Origin of the sequence: Pseudomonas sp. MM227 (assembly GCF_947090715.1) — a bacterium.
Classification (GTDB): Bacteria; Pseudomonadota; Gammaproteobacteria; order Pseudomonadales; family Pseudomonadaceae; genus Aquipseudomonas; species Aquipseudomonas baltica.
This window is the reverse complement of sequence record NZ_OX352319.1, coordinates 1,438,101-1,456,039: the sequence shown is the minus strand read 5'-3', so window position 1 is coordinate 1,456,039 and position 17,939 is coordinate 1,438,101. Positions and strand designations below refer to the sequence as shown.

Annotated in this window: 18 protein-coding genes; 7 read left to right on the top strand and 11 right to left on the bottom strand. The window is 64.4% G+C overall.

Annotation, left to right across the window (positions count from 1 at the left end; genetic code table 11):
- Genes ONG87_RS06685 through ONG87_RS06655 form a run of 7 tightly spaced genes read right to left on the bottom strand, consistent with a single transcriptional unit; the run spans position 1 to position 6,560 of the window.
- Positions 1-729: an aspartate/glutamate racemase family protein gene (locus ONG87_RS06685; RefSeq protein ID WP_264382485.1), complete on the bottom strand. Its 729-nt coding sequence runs from the start codon at positions 727-729 to the stop codon at positions 1-3.
- Positions 726-2,108, bottom strand: coding sequence for an amidohydrolase family protein (locus tag ONG87_RS06680; protein WP_264382484.1), 1,383 nt, complete (start codon positions 2,106-2,108; stop codon positions 726-728). Before ONG87_RS06680 ends, ONG87_RS06685 begins: the two co-directional genes overlap by 4 nt.
- Positions 2,105-2,902: an SDR family NAD(P)-dependent oxidoreductase gene (locus ONG87_RS06675; RefSeq protein ID WP_264382483.1), complete on the bottom strand. Its 798-nt coding sequence runs from the start codon at positions 2,900-2,902 to the stop codon at positions 2,105-2,107. Before ONG87_RS06675 ends, ONG87_RS06680 begins: the two co-directional genes overlap by 4 nt.
- Positions 2,899-3,897 (bottom strand): NAD(P)-dependent oxidoreductase, encoded by a 999-nt coding sequence (locus ONG87_RS06670; RefSeq protein WP_185793841.1) that lies wholly within the window; start codon positions 3,895-3,897, stop codon positions 2,899-2,901. The genes ONG87_RS06675 and ONG87_RS06670 overlap by 4 nt, the downstream gene beginning before the upstream one ends.
- Position 3,898: 1 nt before the next feature.
- A complete protein-coding gene (locus tag ONG87_RS06665; RefSeq protein WP_264382482.1) occupies positions 3,899-4,669 on the bottom strand; it encodes an ABC transporter ATP-binding protein in 771 nt (256 codons plus the stop codon).
- 3 nt (positions 4,670-4,672) lie between these two features.
- On the bottom strand, positions 4,673-5,533 hold the full coding sequence (locus ONG87_RS06660; RefSeq protein WP_122479152.1) for an ABC transporter permease: 861 nt from the start codon (positions 5,531-5,533) through the stop codon (positions 4,673-4,675).
- Position 5,534: 1 nt separating this feature from the next.
- Positions 5,535-6,560, bottom strand: a complete 1,026-nt coding sequence (locus ONG87_RS06655; RefSeq protein WP_264382481.1) for an ABC transporter substrate-binding protein — start codon at positions 6,558-6,560, stop codon at positions 5,535-5,537.
- A gap of 320 nt (positions 6,561-6,880) precedes the next feature.
- Between ONG87_RS06655 and ONG87_RS06650 the strand changes: the two genes are divergently transcribed.
- Complete coding sequence (locus tag ONG87_RS06650; protein ID WP_192103825.1) at positions 6,881-7,612, top strand: GntR family transcriptional regulator; 732 nt, start codon at positions 6,881-6,883, stop codon at positions 7,610-7,612.
- A gap of 25 nt (positions 7,613-7,637) precedes the next feature.
- Positions 7,638-8,372 carry an aspartate/glutamate racemase family protein gene (locus tag ONG87_RS06645; RefSeq protein ID WP_264382480.1) on the top strand — a complete coding sequence of 245 codons (735 nt, stop codon included), beginning with the start codon at positions 7,638-7,640 and terminating at the stop codon, positions 8,370-8,372.
- A gap of 79 nt (positions 8,373-8,451) precedes the next feature.
- On the opposite strand, the gene ONG87_RS06640 is transcribed toward ONG87_RS06645, so the two are convergent.
- Positions 8,452-9,888, bottom strand: coding sequence for an amidase (locus ONG87_RS06640; protein ID WP_264382479.1), 1,437 nt, complete (start codon positions 9,886-9,888; stop codon positions 8,452-8,454).
- A 322-nt stretch (positions 9,889-10,210) separates the two neighbouring features.
- Here ONG87_RS06640 and ONG87_RS06635 point away from each other — a divergent pair, with 322 nt between their 5' ends.
- From ONG87_RS06635 to ONG87_RS06615, 5 genes are read left to right on the top strand one after another with little or no spacing between them, the layout of a single operon-like run.
- Positions 10,211-11,305: an ABC transporter ATP-binding protein gene (locus tag ONG87_RS06635; protein WP_185793846.1), complete on the top strand. Its 1,095-nt coding sequence runs from the start codon at positions 10,211-10,213 to the stop codon at positions 11,303-11,305.
- Positions 11,306-11,335: 30 nt separating this feature from the next.
- Positions 11,336-12,382: an ABC transporter substrate-binding protein gene (locus tag ONG87_RS06630; protein WP_264382478.1), complete on the top strand. Its 1,047-nt coding sequence runs from the start codon at positions 11,336-11,338 to the stop codon at positions 12,380-12,382.
- Between the two features lie 44 nt (positions 12,383-12,426).
- Positions 12,427-13,284, top strand: a complete 858-nt coding sequence (locus ONG87_RS06625; RefSeq protein WP_264382477.1) for an ABC transporter permease — start codon at positions 12,427-12,429, stop codon at positions 13,282-13,284.
- A 2-nt stretch (positions 13,285-13,286) separates the two neighbouring features.
- Positions 13,287-14,099, top strand: coding sequence for an ABC transporter permease (locus tag ONG87_RS06620; protein ID WP_197975745.1), 813 nt, complete (start codon positions 13,287-13,289; stop codon positions 14,097-14,099).
- A gap of 30 nt (positions 14,100-14,129) precedes the next feature.
- On the top strand, positions 14,130-14,807 hold the full coding sequence (locus tag ONG87_RS06615; RefSeq protein ID WP_122479160.1) for a GntR family transcriptional regulator: 678 nt from the start codon (positions 14,130-14,132) through the stop codon (positions 14,805-14,807).
- A 12-nt stretch (positions 14,808-14,819) separates the two neighbouring features.
- On the opposite strand, the gene ONG87_RS06610 is transcribed toward ONG87_RS06615, so the two are convergent.
- Genes ONG87_RS06610 through ONG87_RS06600 form a run of 3 tightly spaced genes read right to left on the bottom strand, consistent with a single transcriptional unit; the run spans position 14,820 to position 17,918 of the window.
- The gene (locus ONG87_RS06610) at positions 14,820-15,731 is read right to left on the bottom strand and encodes an allantoinase PuuE (RefSeq protein ID WP_122479709.1); all 912 of its coding nucleotides are present in this window, start codon (positions 15,729-15,731) and stop codon (positions 14,820-14,822) included.
- Between the two features lie 45 nt (positions 15,732-15,776).
- On the bottom strand, positions 15,777-16,649 hold the full coding sequence (locus ONG87_RS06605) for a MurR/RpiR family transcriptional regulator (RefSeq protein WP_122479161.1): 873 nt from the start codon (positions 16,647-16,649) through the stop codon (positions 15,777-15,779).
- Between the two features lie 21 nt (positions 16,650-16,670).
- Entirely contained in the window at positions 16,671-17,918 is a 1,248-nt protein-coding gene (locus ONG87_RS06600; protein WP_264382476.1) for a cysteine desulfurase-like protein, read from the bottom strand.
- Positions 17,919-17,939: the final 21 nt, after the last annotated feature.

Genomic DNA, 17,939 nt, shown 5'->3' with positions numbered 1-17,939 from the left:
TCAAGCCTCTTCAAGCAGTAGCCGGCCCCAGCCGGTCAAGCGACGTGTGTCCACGCCGGTCATGTTCAACATGTCCCAGAGCACCGTCGTCACCGTGTCGAACACCGGTACCCCGTGCTGGCGCTCCCAGGACTCGGCGCGGTGGGCGGCGTGCAGGTTGGTGCAGAAGGTGGAGATGGCCTCGGCACCGGCCGCGACCACCTCGGCCACCTGACGATCCAGGGTGGCTTCGTCCACTTCGGCAAAGGAAAAATTGTCCTGCAGCGACAGGTGGCTTTCGGCGCTGGCATCGATACCCAGAGCGGCATAGTTGGCAACGATCCTTGCCTGTACATCCGCCAGATACGGCGAGACCAGGCCCAGGCGGCGAATGCCGAAGCGGTGCAGCGCCTTGTTCAGTGCCAGCACCGAGGTCGTCGCCGGTATCGCCGTGGCCTCGGTAATGGCCTGGCATAGCGCCACGTCGGTATCGAAACCCAGCCATCCGGCAGAGGTACCGCTCCAGCCGATGACATCGACATGGGCATCGGCCAGCAAGCGCGCCGCGTCCAGAATCCGCTCGCGCTGGAACTGGCCCAGCGCGTCGGCGCTGAGGGCGATCTGGGTGACACTGAAGCGTGAGAAATGCACGCTGACTTCCGGCAGGCTGGCTATCAACGTCTGGGTCAGCGGCTCCAGTGCGGTGTTCGAGGAAGGCGTAAGCACGCCCAGGCGAATACGGCGGGTCATACTGTACCTCCAGTGATCGCGTGCGAGGAAGGATAGGCGCGCAGAGGGTTTTCGCAACGTTGCCACAGGCCGCGGCACACGGTATCGGCTGCGGCACGTACACAGGCTTCATCGACCTGGGTCGAGCGGCCTTGATCGATCACCACTCGACCGTCGACGATCACGGTTTCGACGTCGGCCCCGGTGGCGTTGTGCACCAAACTGCCCAACGCATCGATGCAGGGAGTGAGGTGGAGCTGTCGGTAGTCGAGGATGGCCAGGTCAGCCAACTGGCCGATCGCCAATCGACCCAGATGCTCGCCCCAACCCAGCGCCGCGGCGCCGTTGACGGTGGCCATGCGCAGCACGTCGCGTGGTTGCCAATCGTCGGCCACCCGCCCGGCACTCAACCGCCCTACCGCCAGCGCCCAGCGCATGACCTCGATCATGTCGCCGTGCATGGTGTCGGTCGCCAGGCACAGGCGCGCGCCGGCCTGCAGCAAGCGACGCGTGGGCGCTACCCGTCCGGACATGGCGTTGCCGACCGGGATGTGCACGACATGGGCACCGGAGGCGCCGATGCGGGCGATGTCCTCGTCATCCACGTGAATGCAGTGACCGGCCAGCAGGCGCGAATCGAGCATGCCCAGCTCATCGAGCAGTTGCACCGGCGAGCGGCCATGGGTGGCGCGCACCCAATCGAGTTCCTCCTGGCTTTGCGCCAGGTGCGTGCTGATCTGCAGACCATGGCGGCGGGCCAAGGCATCGATCTGGCGCAGGAAGTCCAGCGAGCATGTATCGGGCGCGTGAGCGGTCAGGTGGGCCTGGATACGTCCGTCGGCCTGCCCTGCCCAGCGTTCGACGAAAGCCTCGGCGTGATCCAGCTGGGCCAGGCCACGCTTCAGGTCGAAGCGCCGCGTGCCCTGCAGCACCGAAGCGAAATCGACATCGGCCAGACGTTGGCTGGCGAACAGGCGCACACCCGTTTCGGCCATGCCTGCCACGGTGTGCTCGGCATGCACGAAGCTGTCCACAAGCGTGGTGCAACCCGCCCGCAGCGCTTCCAGTGCACCGAGGCGGGACAACGCCAGTGCTTCTTCCGGGCTGAGCCATGAAGCCTGTGGCAGGCCGGGGGTGTAGGACGGCGCGAAGCCGCAGTCCGGCGCCACCCCCCGGACGAAATTCAGGCCGGCATGGTAATGGGTATTGATGAAGCCGGGCACCACCACCCGGCCCGGCAAGTGCAGATGCCGCACGGCTTCGGGTGCAGGCTGGTCGGCAGGCCCGACGTGGGCGATGCGTTGGCCACGGATGCCCAGGCTTGCGGACTGCGCAAGGCCGTCGACCGGGTCCAGCAGCACCGCGCCGGTAATCAGTAGATCCAGTGGGTTGTCGATCATGCGGCCATCCACCCGCCGTCCACCATCAACGTGGTGCCGGTGATGAAGCTGGCCTCGGCGCTGGCCAGAAACAGCACGGCCTTGGCGACATCGTCGGGATGGCCCAACCGCGGCCAGGGGGTACGCCGCGTGGCCCGCTCCATCACCGCCGGGTCGACCGCCCGGCCACCGGCGCCGGTCTGGATCTTGCCGGGCGCCACCGCGTTGCAGACGATGCGCTGCTCGGCATAGTCGCTGGCGACCTGCCGGGTGAGGTAATCCACAGCCGCCTTGCTCACGCCATAGGCCAAGTCCTGGGGTGCGGCAATCATGCCGTGTTGCGAAGACAGGTTGACGATGCGCCCGCGGGTTTCGCCGACCAGCGCCTGGCCGACCATGTGCCGCACGGCAGCCCGGCAACAGCGGTAGACACCACCCAGATTGACGTCCAGGACACGCTGCCAGTCGGCCTCGTCGAGCTCGAGCAAGGGCCGCGCGTGGCGGATGCAGGCGTTGTTGACCAGCACATCGAGGCGCCCGAAGCGCGCTACCGTGGTCTCGACCAACGCTTCGACCTGCGCGCTGTCGGCGACGTCGGTCTGCACGAACAGGGCCTGATGGCCAGCGGCGCGAATCAGATCGGCGGTTGGCTCGCCGCCCTCGATGACAGCCGTGGTGATATCGGCGATGACCACGCGGGCGCCGTGGCTTGCCAGGTGCCAGGCAATGGCGCGGCCGATGCCGGAGGCCGCACCGGTGACGATGCACACCTGGCCCGCCATGCTCGATGAGTTCGCCAAAGGGGTGGGGGTCATGGGTTCACCGTTGTCTGGGGGCCTGCCACGTGGGCAAGCCAGTGATGAAAGTCGTGATCGGCAGCGTCGATGTCGAATCGCGGAACGAAACCGCAGTCTTCGCGCAGACGGTCGAGCGCCATGCTCGCCCGGTCGTAGTCGGCGTACAGCTCGATGTTCGGTGTTTCACCCGGCGCCGCAAGACGCCAGCGAAAGTCCGGGAAGCGTGTGGCCAGGCGCGTGCACCATTGACTGAGCGGCCATTGGAAACCCGCCGCCAGGTTATAGAGGGGATATCGCCACTGCGGCTGGTCCAGCAGGCAGCCGATAGCCCGCGCGGCGTCGCGGACATACAGCCAGTCGCGCAGGCTGTCGCGCGCCAGGATCGCCGTGCCGCCACGGCGGGCCACTTGCAACAACTGCAGCGGTGCGCTGAGGGTGTCGCGCACGCCGGTGTCGGCTTCCCAGGGCCCGAAGCAAGTGCCCAGGCGGCCGATAACCAAGGGCAACCCATGCAGTTGGGCAAGGCGCCGCGCCGCGTCCTCGGCGCTGCGCTTGGATTGGCCGTACAGGCCCTCGGGGGCCAAGGCGGAACGTGCTTCGTCGAGCAACGGCGCGTGACGCCCGGTGGTGCCGTAGACCGAGCCCGAGCTGATGTGCACCAGCCGCGACACGCCGCACTCGGCGCTCGCGCCGATGGCCGCAAGCACCCCGCCCACGTTCACTTCGAAGATCGCCTGGGGCGCCAATCGCTCGCGCTCGGCATCGGCGGTGATGGCGGCCAGGGTCACCACTCGCTGGGGGCGATGACGACCCATGACCATGCGCAGGTCCGTCGCGTCACGCACATCACCTCGATGCTCGGTGAACCGCCCCGGCAGTCTGGCGAACGCAGCCTGCGCCTGCGCAGGTATCGGCCCCAGGTCGAAGCCGATCACGTCCTCACCCGCCGCCAGCAAGTGCTCGCTCAACGCCAGGCCGACGAAGCCACTGCTGCCGGTGATCAGCGTCTTCATCTCAGGCGCTTTCCCGCACAGGTTCCGGCCGCAGCAGCGACAGGATGTGCCGCTTGTAGTCATTGAAGGCCTTGCTGGTCGGGTCGCGCGGACGTTCGAGCTCGATCGGCAGCAGCTCGCGAATGCGTCCCGGACGTGCCGACATCACGGCGACATGGGTACCCAGGGCCAGCGACTCATCGATACCATGGGTGACGAACACGATGGTGCTCTGACTTTCGCGCCAGATCCGGATCAGCTCGGCGTGCATGTCCATCTTGGTCTGCTCGTCCAACGCACCGAAGGGCTCGTCCATGAGGATCACCTCAGGGTTCATCAGCAAGGCTCGGGCAATACCCACGCGCTGATTCATGCCGCCGGACAGCTCGCTGGGGAAGTGATTCTCGAAGCCGGCCAGGCCCACCATTTCGATGAATTTCTGCGCCTTCTCCCGGCGTATCTCCTTGCCCACACCGCGCATCTTCAAGTGGAACGCAACGTTCTCCCAGACCGGCAACCAAGGCATCAGGTTGGCCTGCTGGAACACCACGCCACGGTCTGCCCCCGGTGCGGTGATCGACTGCCCGCCGACGCTGACCGTGCCATGGGTGGGGTGGTCGAAGCCGGCGATCATGTTCAGCAGGGTCGACTTGCCGCAGCCACTGGGGCCCAGCAGGCAGAGAAATTCGTTGCGTGCCACGGTCAGGCTGACATCGTCCAGGGCCACGATGCCGGTGGGTCGCTTGGGGTCTTCGAACACGCGCGAGACGCGGTCGATGGTGATCAGTGCCATGCCTCAGCCCTCCTTCTGCAACGTGGAACCACGTTGCCAGCGCAGCAGGTACGCACCCACGCGCTTGATCGCATAGTCGCTGAGAAAGCCCAGCAGGCCGATGCTGACCATGGAAGCGATGACGATGTCGTAACGCAGGAAGTAATAGGAATCCCACAGCACGTAACCGACGCCGCTTTTAACCGCGACCATTTCCGCGGTGACGGTGAGCATCCACGCCGAGCCGATGGCGATGCGCAGGCCGGAGAAGATGCTCGGCAGCGCCGCCGGGAAGACGATGTAAAGCAGTAGTCTGCTTGGCGTACCACCGGTCATGGCGCCTGCCCGCAACAAGTTGCGGTCACAGTTCTTGACGCCGTGAATGGTGCTCAACAGCACCGGGAAGAATGCGCCCATGAACACCAGGAAGATCGCCGGCTTGTCGGCAATGCCGAACCAGATGATCGCCAGGGGAATCCAGGACACCGGCGGGATCGGTCGCAGAATCTGCAGCACCGGCTCGAACAGGTTTTCTGCGGTGCGCGACCAACCGATGGCCATGCCCGCGCCGATGCCCAGCAAGGCGGCCAGGGCAAAGCCTGCGAACACCCGGAACGAACTGGCCGCCACATCGAGGATCCAGTGACCGCTGTAGCTTTGCGTATTGCCATCGGTGGCAAAGACCCAGTCTGCCCAGGCGATGATGACTTGGGACGGCGCCGGCAGGAGCGCGCGCGGCAAAATCCCGGAGCGGGAAAAGATCTCCCAGCCGACCAGCAGCAACACCGGCACGATGCCGCGTTCGATGCGCTTGTACAGGCGCCGGGCCAGGGACGGGCCATGCCCTCGCCCGACCCCGTGCGCCTTGATGGCGGTACTTTTCATCTCAATACCCCAGCTCGGTTTTCGGCTTGCCGGTCACCGCTTCCAGAAAGCTGTAGTCCAGGTTCTTCTCTACCTGCTCGCTGACATCGGTGCTGATGTACTTGAGGTCGCGCATCATTTGCGCAATGGCTACGGCCGAGGCGCGGTGCATGGCGTAGTCGGGGTAGAGGTTGTCGACCGCGCCGGTGGCGATGGCCTTGTCCAGGCCGGTGACTTTCTGGATGGTGTCGATGAACAGCGGCTTGTCGCTGGCCATCAGGTCATTGACCTTGACGATGGAACGCACGGTTTCCTCGACGCCCTTGCGGTTGTCCTCGATCACATCGGAGCGGGTAACGATCAGGTTGGTCAACTTGCCAGCCGCCTGGTCGTAGGGAAAGTCGAAGAACTTGGCCGCCTTGACCTCGCGGATCTGGGTGGCGAACGGGTCCACCGACGTGATCAGCTCTACTTCGCCGCGGCGCAGTGCCTGCACGTGGTCAGACGGGTTGGGGATGTTGATGAATTGCACATCCTTGTTGATGTCGATGCCGTGCTTGAGGAACGCCCCTCGCATATGGATATCCTGCGCATTGCCGCGCGAGGCGGCGACCCGGAACGGCTTGTCTTCGGCCTTGTACTTGTCGATGAGCGCCTTCAAGCCGACCCAGTCGCCTGCCTGCACCGGCAGGTCGTTGCCCACCAGAATCTGCGAGCCCCCGTTGATCTGCCCGGACACGGCCACCACGTCGAACCCCTTGTCCAGCGCCGTGGCGTAATGCAGGTAGGTGACCTGCGCCACGTCGATGCTCTTGGACAGCAGCGCCGTGAGGACATCGTTGCCGGTGTTGAAGGCAATGGCGTCGAGTTTCACCCCGGTGGCGTTTTGCGGCGTCAGGGACAACGGCGTGCAGTGGGCGCATTTGGCATAACCGAGCTTGACCGGCTTGGCTTCGTCGGCGTGGGACATGGCCATCATGCCGAGGCTCAACACCAAGGCCGAAACGGCACGCTTGAGCAAGGCAGTGGACGAACGAATAGCTGGCATCGGGCTTCTCCAATTGTCACTAAAGGCTGAGGCTTTGTGGCAAAGAGTTTGCAACGGCTATGCCATGTTCGTGGCACCGCTTGAAAACCGCATGGTTTTCCATGGGCGCCCATGGGGTCCAGGCCCTGTACGGCGGGGCTTGTGTGATCGCGCGGTGGCGCTTTCACGTTCGGCGGCGGCTCCCGTGGTGACGAGATGAGCAGGCTCAATAAAGCAGTCCGTAGCGGCGAATGAGTTGCGACGGTGCATGCTTGGACAATCGCTCACCATTTTGTGACAATCGACCATTGACCGTAATCAGGCTGACGAGGATCGCGCACGTGCTCAACTCGGAAACACTTTCTCCTGCACCTCGCAAGGCCCGCAGCACTGGGCAGATCCTGGGCACCGGCAGTACCCGCGATGGAATCTACGAGCGCATCCTCAACGCCGTGATGGAACATCGCCTGATCCCCGGCACCAAGCTGGTGGAAGAGAAGTTGGCCGGGGTGTTCCAGGTCAATCGCACACGCATCCGCGAGGTGCTCGCGCGGTTGGCCCACGAAGGGATCGTCACCACTATCCCCAATCGCGGCGCCTTCATTGCCAGCCCCTCGGTGGAAGAAGCCCGGCATATTTTCCAGGCCAGGCGCATTCTCGAGCCCGCGCTGATCCGCAGCCTGGTGGCCAAGGCCGACAGCCAGCAGTTTCGGCGCCTGCACGCCCATGTGGCCGAAGAACGCGCCGCGCGCGAGACAGGCGACAAACGCGCGGTCATTCGCCTGTCGGGCGAGTTTCATCTGTTGATCGCACAGATGGTCGACAGCCCGCCGCTGATCAAACTGATGCGCGAACTGTCTTCGCTGACCTGCTTGATCATTCTGCTGTACGACTCGCCCAACGTGCCTGCCTGCCCCAACCATGAGCACACCGAAATCGTCGAGGCCATGGAACAGGGCGAGGTCGAGGCAGCCATCGGCTTGATGCTGGGCCACCTCGACCACATCGAGGCCACGCTCGACCTGTCGCTGGAAGATGAGGCCGAGGTCGACCTGCACGCTATTTTCGGCTAACGCCACCCGACCGCCCGGAGTCGCCATGAGACTGCTGATCATCAACCCCAATATCTCCCAGAGCGTCACCGACCTGATCGAGACGGAAGCGCGCCGCACCGCAGCGACGGACACGCAGATCCAGATGGCCACGGCACCCAGTGGCGTGGCCTACATCGAAACCCGCTTCGAAGCCTTGCTCGGCGCCCACGCGGCCGCCGTTATCGCCGGAGATCGTCAGGGCAGCTATGACGCCGTGCTGGTGGCGGCGTTCGGCGATCCGGGCCTGCTCGCACTCAAGGAAGTGCTGGACGTGCCGGTGGTGGGCATGACCGAAGCGGCCCTGATGACGGCCGCGCAGCTGGGCCAGCGGATCTCGATCATCGCCATCTCCCGGCGCATCACCAGTTGGTACCGCGAGTGCGTGGCACAGAATGGCATGCTCGACCGCCTGGCCAGCATTCGTCACCTGGACCGCCCGTTGCGCGATGCCGGCAGCGTTCAGGAAGATCATGCCGAGCGCCTACTGGAGCTCAGCCACCTGGCGGTGAACGAAGATGGCGCCGACGTGCTGATCCTCGCCGGTGCCCCGTTGGCTGGGCTGGCACGGGGGTTGGCCGGTCGGTTGCCGGTTCCGGTGGTGGACGGCGTGTCGTGCGGCGTGGCTCAGGCGCAGTTGTTGCACTGCCTGCAGGCCGGTCGGGCCACCCAAGGCAGCTTCGCCCGCCCACCCGCCAAACCCAACCAAGGCTTGCCAGCGGGCTTGCAGGCCCTCCTGTAGCAGCGGCGCAAGCCGCGTCCGGGTTCACCGCGGTGTGCCTGCCAAACCGCATGTGCCGCCGACGCGGCTTGCGCCGCTGCTACAGGGGTTGGGGGATACCTTGGTTGCGCAGCATGGGCGCCTCGAACGACAGGCCCAGCACCCGCTCCATTTCCGCGGCGGCCTGAAGCACGCGCCCGTCCATGTAGCGCGGTGCGATCACCTGCAGGCCTACCGGAAGTCCCTGCTTGCCGAACCCGCAGGGCAACGACAGTGCGGGTACCCCGCAGTAGTTGAACACCGGCGTATAACCGGCATGTCCGCGCGGCCCGGCGGGCTGACCGCCAATGGTGGCGGGGCCCAATTGCCCCACGGCCCAGGCTTCCACCGGCGCGGTCGGGCACAACAGCAGATCGTAGTCATCGAAAAACGCGGCCAGAGTTATCGACAACCCATTGCGCAACGCTAGCAGACGCGCGGTTTGCACCCCGGACAACGCTCTGCCCAGCTCTATCTGCGCCAGAATATCCGGATCCAGCTGCTGCAACTGCTCATCCGCCAGCGCACCGAATTGCGCAGCCAGCGCCGTGTGCTGCAAGCCCAGCAGCGCATAGCCTTCCAGGCCGCCTGGCCAGCGCGGGCTGGCCAGCTCGATGGACCAGCCATCGCGCTCCAGCGTTGCCAGCGCGGCAACCATCGCACTGGCAACATCGCTGTCCAGTGGCAGGCCCAGCCCCAGATCTGGCGACCAGGCAATGCGCAGCGAGCGCGGCGCTCGCGGCGTCGGGGCTAGCGACTGAGCGCTAAAATGTGGCTGCGACAACGGGTCGGAGGGGCACCAGGCGAACAAACTGCGGGCCATGAGTGCAACGTCCTCGACATCGCGTCCCAGTTGGCCGATCACTGAGAGCAGATGGTTCGGGTCGGCGAACCCCCAGGGATTGGGCACGGCACCCAGGCTCGGCTTGAAGCCGACCAGCCCGGTGTGCGCGGCCGGTCGCCGGGTGGAGCCGCCGGCGTCGGTGGCCAGGGCCAATGGTCCCAACCCAGCCGCCACTGCAGCCACCGCGCCGCCCGACGACCCGCCGGGGGTCAGCTCGAGGTTCCACGGGTTGCGGGTGGTGCCGTGCAGCGGATTGGTGGTGATGCCCTTGCAGGCAAACTCGGAACAGTTGGTCATCCCGAGCGCCACGCCGCCCAGTTCGCCAAGGCGTTGCACGCACCACGAATCGCGTGGCGCCACGAAGTCGGCAAACACCCTGGAACCGAAACTCGCCGGTCGGCCGCCCAACCAGAGGTTGTCCTTGACGCTGAACGGTACGCCGGCCAAAGGCAGGTATTGCATGGCGGCGACCCGCTGGTCGCTGGTACGCGCTCGAGCCAGCACGTCGGCCCGCTGGTAATCGATGAACGCATTGAGCGTCGGATTCAACCGCTCGAGACGATCGCACACCGCTGTCGCCACCTCGACCGCGCTCAGCTGACGGGTGTTGACCAGGTGAGCGATCTGCTGCGCCTTGAGACGATGAATATCCATGGGTCACTCCACTGCGAAAGGCTGATACCGCTGTTTCAGCAAGATCCGCGCCGCCGGACGCAGGGCCCGTAACAGCGGGTGCGGGCAAGCAGGTCAAGGCGGCTGGCGAGCGACATAATGGTGAACATGATTAGATTGAGCACTGATTCAGTGCAATATTTAGTTAACTATTTTGTGCACAATCCTGATACCAGGGTAACCCGCATCCAGCTATCGGTTCATTTAAAACAACGAGTTAAGCCGTGGGATGACCGGCTCTGCACTGCTTGGCACATGCATTGCTTCGAGCCAGATAACCTAGTTCAGCACTGCGAGCCACCGCATGACGACTGCCACCGCCGGTTTCGACCTTACCCTGGACGACATCTTCCATCAGTACGCCGGTGCAGCTCCGGCGGTCGACCACATCACCCTGGAAGTAGCCGCCGGCGAACTGGTGGCGCTGCTGGGCCCCTCCGGCTGTGGCAAAACCACCCTGCTGCGCATCATTGGCGGGTTCCAGCCGCAGACCTCGGGCAAGGTGGTGATCGGCGGCAAGCTCATCGACCACCTGCCCCCGCATCACCGCGACATCGGCATCGTGTTCCAGAACTACGCCTTGTTTCCTCACCTGAGCGTGGCCGAAAACATCGCCTACGGTCTGGATGCGCGCGGCGTGCCACGCTCGCGGCGCAAGCAGCGCATCGATGAAATGCTCGAGATGATCCAGCTGGGTCATCTGGCCGACCGCTATCCGCGCCAGCTTTCCGGTGGCCAGCAGCAGCGCGTGGCGCTGGCCCGGGCATTGGCCGTGGAACCGCGCATCCTGTTGCTCGACGAACCGTTTTCGGCCCTGGACAAAAGCCTGCGCATGGACATGCAGATCGAGATCAAGCGGCTCCAACGCCAGTCGGGCGTGACCTGCGTGATGGTCACCCACGACCAGGAGGAAGCGCTGTCGATGGCCGACCGCGTGGCGGTGCTCAACGCCGGCCGGCTGGAGCAGTTCGCCGCGCCATCGAAGATCTACGATTCGCCCAGCAGCCTGTTCGTCAATACCTTCGTCGGCAGCGCCAACGTGCTGCCCGGGACCCTGGAAAGCTACGCCGGGGAGTCGGCTCGGATACGCCTGGCCGACGGCAGCCTGCTGGCCTGCCGTACGCCGCGCGACGCACGGCCCGGCAGCGCCGTGGTGGCGTGCATTCGTCCGGAGAATCTGGAGCTGACGGAGGCAGGCGACGGATTTCCCGCACAGGTCGAACTCGGCCTGCCGCTGGGCCCTTCGATCGTCCACGAAATGCTCACGCCCGGCGGACAGCGGATCAAGATCGCTTCGCCACGCGGCCTGGGTGCCGAGCCATTGAAGCCCGGCACTCAGGTAAGCCTGAGGCCTATCAGCGCCCACGCGATCACTACGTTTACCGCGCCCAGCCTGTAGCCCTGAACTGACCCGCACGAGGAATCGACGATGGATATATCCCGCAGACGCATCATGCAATCCGCCCTGGCCCTGGGTGCACTGCAGCTTTTCCCGCAGTTGACCATGGCCCAGGCGCGCAATCTGGTGTTCGCGACGTTTACCGGCAGCTGGGAAGAAGCACACAAGGCCGTGCTGGTGCCTGCCGCGCTGGAACACATGAAAGACGGAAACATCATTCTCGACCCGATGATCTCTGTCGACCAGATCTCCAAGGTCATGGCCTCCCGTGAACATCCGCCCATCGACGTCATGCTGCACGATCCGGGCCCTGCCCTGACCGCCATCGAACAGGGCTTGATCGAGCCCTACCCGGTGGCGGACAGCGCCTACTACCAGCAGCTGATGCCCGAAGCCCAAGACCCGATGGGGCCGAGCATCTTCTATCAGATCGTTGGCCTGACCTATAACCCCGACACTATCCAGACCCCTCCCGACTCCTGGATGGACCTGTGGAAGCCCGAGTACAAGGGCCGGGTAGGCATCACCAACATGAACTCCTCCCTGGGCACCGGCTTCATGATCGAACTGGCCAAACTGCATGGCGGCTCGGACAGCAACATCGAACCGGCCTTTGAACTGCTGGCCAAACTCAAGCCCAACCTGGCCGCCGTCGCCGCCAACCCCGGTCAACTGGCGTCGCTGTTCCAGCAAGGCCAGATCGACATCAGCCCAGGCAACTTCAACGCCATCCAGATCCTCAAGGCCCGTGGCGTACCGGTGGAATGGGTGGCGCCCAAGGAAGGCGCGATCGCGTTCAAGACCAGTATCCATATCGTCAAGAACTCACCGAATCGCGATCTGGCTTTCGCCTTGATCGAGGCGTCGATGTCGCCCCAGGTGCAATCGCAGCTGATGGAAGCGCCCTACCTGGTAGTGCCGACCAACATGCAGGTGAAGATGTCTGGCGAGATAGCCGAATCACTGGCCAAGGATCAGGCAGAAATGAAGTCGCGGTTTCGCTTTCAGGACTGGAAGGTGATCAATCCGAACCGGGCGGCCTGGATCGAGCGCTTCAACAAGGACATCCAGGTCTGAGCCATGCCTGGAGCCATCCCTTCCCGCTGTGAGGAGTCCGGCACGTGAGCGCCCGAAACCATAACGTCACCGTGTACAGCCTGCGCTACGGCCTGCCGTTGGCAGCATTCTTCGTGCTGTTCTTCATCACGCCGCTGTTGTTGCTGGTGCTGGTCAGCCTGCACGACGACACCGCCGTCAGCGTCTGGGGCGTAGCGCAATACGTGAAGATATTCGGTGAAGGCCTGGCCCTGCGCGTGCTTGGCGATACCTTGTGGCTCGGCGTGCAGGTTACCGTGCTGTGCCTGGCCCTGGGCTACGCTCTGGCCTGGGCCTACGTGCGCAGCTCGCCGACCACCCAGAAGGTGCTGATGATGATCATCGTCATGCCCCTGCTGACCAGCGTGGTGGTGCGCACTTTCGCCTGGGTAGTGATCCTTGGGCGCCAGGGCATCGTCAACGAACTGCTGCTGGGCTGGGCATGGATCGACAAGCCACTGCGCCTGCTCTACTCCCGCGAAGGGTTGATCTGGGCCCTGGCCAATGTGCAGTTGCCACTGATGGCCCTACCCCTGATCACTACCTTGCAACGCCTGGAAAGCAATCTTGAGGATGCCTCGGCCGCCTTGGGCGCCAATGCCTGGCGCACCTTCCGGCGGATCACCGTGCCGCTGTCGCTGCCGGGCATCATCGCCGGCAGCCTGCTGACCTTCTCGGCGACCATCACCGCCTTCATTACCCAGTCTCTGGTGGGCGGCGGGCAGATGCTGTTCATGCCGATGTACATCTACCAGCAGGCGTCGGCCCTGCAGAACTGGCCATACGCGGCGGCCATCTCACTGGTGTTCCTGGTGGCCGTGATCGGCTGCGTGACGCTGTTGAGCTATTTGGGCCGCCTCAGCAAGGGGTACGCGACCACATGAGCATGGGACGTCGAAACGACCTGTCGGACATCGCCCTCAAGGGCACCCTCTATCTAGTGGCCTGGGCCGCCCTTATCCTGTTGCTGGCACCGACGCTGATCGTGCTGATCGTCTCGTTCACCGACAGCTACTCGCTGCGCTTTCCGCCTCAGGGCTTCTCGACACGCTGGTATGTCGCCCTGCTCAAGGCGTTCACCCTGCATTTCGCGGCGTGGAACAGCTTTCTGGTGGCGTCGATGACCACGCTTTTGTGTGTGGTCATGGGCACTGCCGCCTCGCTGGCCATCGCCCGTTCCACGAGCAAGACAGCGCGCTGTCTCGATGCGCTGTTCATGTCACCGTTGATTCTGCCGGGGCTGGCGTTCGGCCTGTCGGCATTGATCTTTTTCAGCGAGCTGGGCGTGCCGGTATCGATGACGACGCTAGTGATCGGTCACACCGTGGTCTGCGTACCCTACGTCATCCGTACCACCTCTTCGGCGCTGATGCAGTTGCCGCCGGCGCTGCTGGAAAGCGCTGCCAGCCTGGGTGCTTCGAGAGCGCACGCGTTGCGGCGCATTACCTTGCCGCTGATTGCGCCAGGCATCGCGGCCGGGGCATTCATTGCGTTCATGTCGTCGTTCGATAACACTGCCGTCTCGCTGTTCCTGCGCGACGCACGCACCGACATGCTGCCGATCCGCATGTGGCAGGACCTGGAGAGCAAACTGGACGTCACCATTGCCGCCCTGTCCAGCGTGCTGGTGATCGTCACCCTGGTGATGATGGTAGTGATGGAAAAATTGACCGGCATCAGTCGGCGCATCCGCGGCTGACCGCGGGCAAGGGTACGTCAGGAAACGGATATGGATCTGAACACACCACAGGATGCCGATGGCATCGCCGAACACATTACCATCGCCATCATGGAGCACCGCCTGCCGCCGGGTATCAAGCTGGCCGAGGAGAAACTTGCGATCGCGTTTGGCGTGGGCCGCAACAAGATTCGCCAGGCGCTCATGGCGCTGGCCAAGGAAGGCTTGGTCAAGCTGCACCCCAACCGCGGCGCGTTCGTCACCAGCCCCACTGTGCAGGAAACCCGTGACCTGTTCGCCACCCGCCGGCTGCTGGAACCGGAGATCATTCGCAACGTCATCCACCGCTCGACCAAGGCCCAGCGCAAGCCTTTACATGCCCACCTGAAAAAGGAGGCCCTGGCGCGCAAGAACCAGGACCGGCGCGCGCTGATCAAGCTGTCCGGGGATTTCCACAGCCTGCTGGCCGAGATCGGTGGCAACAGCTTCATCACTCGCATCATGCGCCAGCTGTGTCCGGTGACGTCGCTGATGCACGCGCTCTACGACGGTCCGCAGATGCATGCCTGCCCCGAGGACGAACACAGCGCGATCGTCGCCGCCATCGAAGCCCAGGACGAAAAACGTGCCATCGCCCTGATGCTTCATCATCTGGCCCATGTCGAAGGGGTGCTGGACCTGAGTCAGGAACAGCACAGCGCAATCAGGTGGGAAAGTGTCTTCGGCTGAATGCTGCCGCCCTTACAGCGCCGCCGCGGCGTCACGCTCCAACCACGCCTGGGCGATCTGCTCGCGAGTGGCGAACCACACGCCTTCGTGGCCCTGTGCGTACTCGATGAACTTCTGCAAGGCGCGTATCCGGCCCGGGCGTCCGACCATGCGCGGGTGCAGGCCGACGGACATCATGCGCAGGCCGTCTGCAGATTCTTCGTGCAGCACCTCGAAGCTTTCCTTCATGTACTCGAGAAAGTCGGAAGCCTGGGACAGGCCCGGCGAATTCCAGTAGCGGAAATCATTGACGTCACTGGTGTACGGCACCACCAGGCGGCGTTTGCCTTCGACGTCGACGAAGTACGGCACGTCATCGTTGTAGGCATCGGAGTCATAGAGGAAACCGCCCTCCTCGGCCACCAGGCGACGGGTGCGCACGCTGGCGCCATAGCGGCAGTACCAGCCTACCGGGCGCTTGCCGCAGGTGCGCTGGAAGGACTCGATGGCCAGGCGAATGTGCTCGCGCTCCTGCTCCTCGGTGAGGCGGAACACTTCCTCCCAACGGTAGCCATGGCTGCATACTTCATGGCCCAGCTCGACCGCCGCCCGCGCCACATCGGGGTTCTGCTCGAAGGCCACCGCGCAGGCATGGAACGTGGCCGGCACGTTGGCCTTCTGCAGAATCTGCAGGATGCGCCAGATACCGACCCGCGAGCCGTATTCGTACATCGATTCCATGGCCAGGTTGCGTACGCCATCGGGAAACTGATAGCTGCCCCACTCGGTCATGCTTTCCTGATCGGGATCGCCCATGGCCAGGGATCGTTCGGAGCCTTCCTCGTAGTTGATGACCAGGCTGATCGCCAGCCGGGCGCCATTGGGCCAGGTACCCTGGGGACGTTGCTGGCCATAGCCGACCAGATCTCTTAGGGGTGATGTCACGGTACGGCTCTCCAGCAGGTTGGGCAAAATGCCGGGCCTGGGGCCTCAGCAGTCGATATCTTTCAAAGCGTCGTGGTCGATGCCGCCAAAGGTTTCACCTGCGGCGAAGGCCAGGCCCATGGCCAGTGTCTGGGCCACGCAGAACGCGGCGGTCAACGAGCGAAAGCCAAGCAGTTCGGCGTCGTCGACTTCGATCATCACCGAGGCGCATTGGCCGATGGGGCTGAGCAGGCTGTCGGTGATGGCAACGATAGGCGTACCGGCCGCCACCGCCTGGTTGCAGGCGTCGATGGTTTCCTGGGCATACGGAGGGAAGCTCACCGCCACCAGCACGTCGTCACCGTGCAGCGCGCCGACCTGCTCGCGCAGGCTGCCGCCCAGGCCGCTGATGTGCACGGCGCGCCGGCCGACACGGCTCAGGGCATAGCTGAGGTAGGCAGCCATCGGAAACGAACGGCGCATGCCCACCACGAACGTGGTGCGCGCCTGTTGCAGCAAGCCGATGGCCTGTTCCAGCGCCTGCACCTGCTGCCCTTCGGCAAGGTGTTCGAGGGAGACGATGTTGGCCCGGCTGAAGGCGCCGAGCATGGCGCCCACATCGGTCGGGTCGTCGAGCAACTGTTCGCCTCGATAGTGGCGAATACGTTCCTTGAAGCTGCCCTGCCCGGCTTTCTCCAGCGGCGCCTTGCACACCCGCTGCAGGTCGCTGAAACCGCCAAAGCCCAAGGCCTGGGCCAGACGAATGAACGCCGAAGCGGGGATCTGCGAACGCGCGGCCAGGGCCGCGACCGTGTTGAGCGCCACATCATGGGGGTGCTCGATCACGTACTGGGCGGCATCGCGCATGCGCGCAGTGAGTTTGTCCTGCCCCACCGCAATGGCGCTGCGCAGTTCTTCAAGGGTGTGCGGTAATGGCATGGTTCAGTGGCTCGATGGCGGTCAGCTGGGACGCAGGTCTGCGATGGCTCGGGCCAGGCATTCCACCAGCCGCGTCATTTCATCGACGGTGTTGTAGTGCGCAATGGAAACGCGTACCACCCCTCCCTGAGGTGCCAGGCCCAGTTCTTCGATCAAGTGACGGGCATAGAAGTCACCAAAACGAATGCCGATGCGTGCCGCGTCCACCTGTCGCACGATGGCCTCGGACTGCACGCCCTCGACGACGAAGCTGATGGTCGGTACCCGGTCGCCCGCGGTCACCCGTGGTTTGCCGATGATGCGTACGCCGTCGGCCTCGCGCAGATAGCCCAGCAGAATCTCGGCCAAGAGGTTTTCCTGCACCTCGAACGCATCGAAGGCCGCCTGCATGATCTGCCGCTCGCTGCCTGCGGTGCCCAGGCGCCGGCCGATGTCCAGCAGGTAGTCACTGATGCCCATGCAACCGTAGGACAGTTCGTAGTTGACATTGCCCGGCTGCAGCTTGTACGGCAGCACGTCCTGGCCGATGAAGAAATGGTTGAGGCTGGGCAGTTCCAGCAGCAGCTCGCGCTTGCCCCACAGCACTGCGAAATGCGGGCCGAACACCTTGTAGAAGCTGAACACGTAATAGTCGGCGCCACTGGCCTGCACATCGACCAGACGGTGCGGTGCGTACGCCACCGCGTCCACCACCAGCTTGGCACCGCAGGCGTGCACGCGCTCGGCGACCTGCGCCACCGGGTTGACGCTGCCCAGAATGTTCGACGCGTGGGTCATCGCCACGTAACGCGTGCGCGGCCCGAGAAGTTGCTCCAGGTCGCGCAGCTCCAGCTCCAGGCTCGACGGATCCACTGACCATACGCGCAGGGTGGCCCCGCGCTCTTGGCACAGGCGCTGCCAGGGGCCGATGTTGGCTTCGTGGTCGCTGTGCGTGACGATGATCTCGTCGCCCGCGCCGATCGACGGCGCAATCGCCCGAGCCAGCAGCTGCAGCAACAAGGTGGTCGAACCGGCCATCACACACTCTTCAGAGTGGCGGGCGTTGATCAGCTGGGCCACCGAGGCGCGTGCTTCCAGCACTTTCTCACCGGCCTTGACCGATGGCGCGTACGAGGCGCCCAGTTGCACCGCGTGGTTGAGCAGGTACTCGGTGATGCGCTCGGCCACCGGCTTGAGCACCGCCGAGCCGCCGGCGTTGTCCAGGTAGCCGTAGCCGTCGGCGAGTGCGGGAAATTGGCGACGGACGTAGTCGATATCGAGGGCAGTCAAAGTGAGTCTCCCGTTTGCTTG

Coding starts and splice junctions, on each gene's coding strand:
- ONG87_RS06685 (WP_264382485.1), bottom strand. CDS start 729: ATGACCCGCCGTATTCGCCTGGGCGTGCTTACGCCTTCCTCGAACACC.
- ONG87_RS06680 (WP_264382484.1), bottom strand. CDS start 2,108: ATGATCGACAACCCACTGGATCTACTGATTACCGGCGCGGTGCTGCTG.
- ONG87_RS06675 (WP_264382483.1), bottom strand. CDS start 2,902: ATGACCCCCACCCCTTTGGCGAACTCATCGAGCATGGCGGGCCAGGTG.
- ONG87_RS06670 (WP_185793841.1), bottom strand. CDS start 3,897: ATGAAGACGCTGATCACCGGCAGCAGTGGCTTCGTCGGCCTGGCGTTG.
- ONG87_RS06665 (WP_264382482.1), bottom strand. CDS start 4,669: ATGGCACTGATCACCATCGACCGCGTCTCGCGCGTGTTCGAAGACCCC.
- ONG87_RS06660 (WP_122479152.1), bottom strand. CDS start 5,533: ATGAAAAGTACCGCCATCAAGGCGCACGGGGTCGGGCGAGGGCATGGC.
- ONG87_RS06655 (WP_264382481.1), bottom strand. CDS start 6,560: ATGCCAGCTATTCGTTCGTCCACTGCCTTGCTCAAGCGTGCCGTTTCG.
- ONG87_RS06645 (WP_264382480.1), top strand. CDS start 7,638: ATGAGACTGCTGATCATCAACCCCAATATCTCCCAGAGCGTCACCGAC.
- ONG87_RS06640 (WP_264382479.1), bottom strand. CDS start 9,888: ATGGATATTCATCGTCTCAAGGCGCAGCAGATCGCTCACCTGGTCAAC.
- ONG87_RS06635 (WP_185793846.1), top strand. CDS start 10,211: ATGACGACTGCCACCGCCGGTTTCGACCTTACCCTGGACGACATCTTC.
- ONG87_RS06630 (WP_264382478.1), top strand. CDS start 11,336: ATGGATATATCCCGCAGACGCATCATGCAATCCGCCCTGGCCCTGGGT.
- ONG87_RS06620 (WP_197975745.1), top strand. CDS start 13,287: ATGGGACGTCGAAACGACCTGTCGGACATCGCCCTCAAGGGCACCCTC.
- ONG87_RS06615 (WP_122479160.1), top strand. CDS start 14,130: ATGGATCTGAACACACCACAGGATGCCGATGGCATCGCCGAACACATT.
- ONG87_RS06605 (WP_122479161.1), bottom strand. CDS start 16,649: ATGCCATTACCGCACACCCTTGAAGAACTGCGCAGCGCCATTGCGGTG.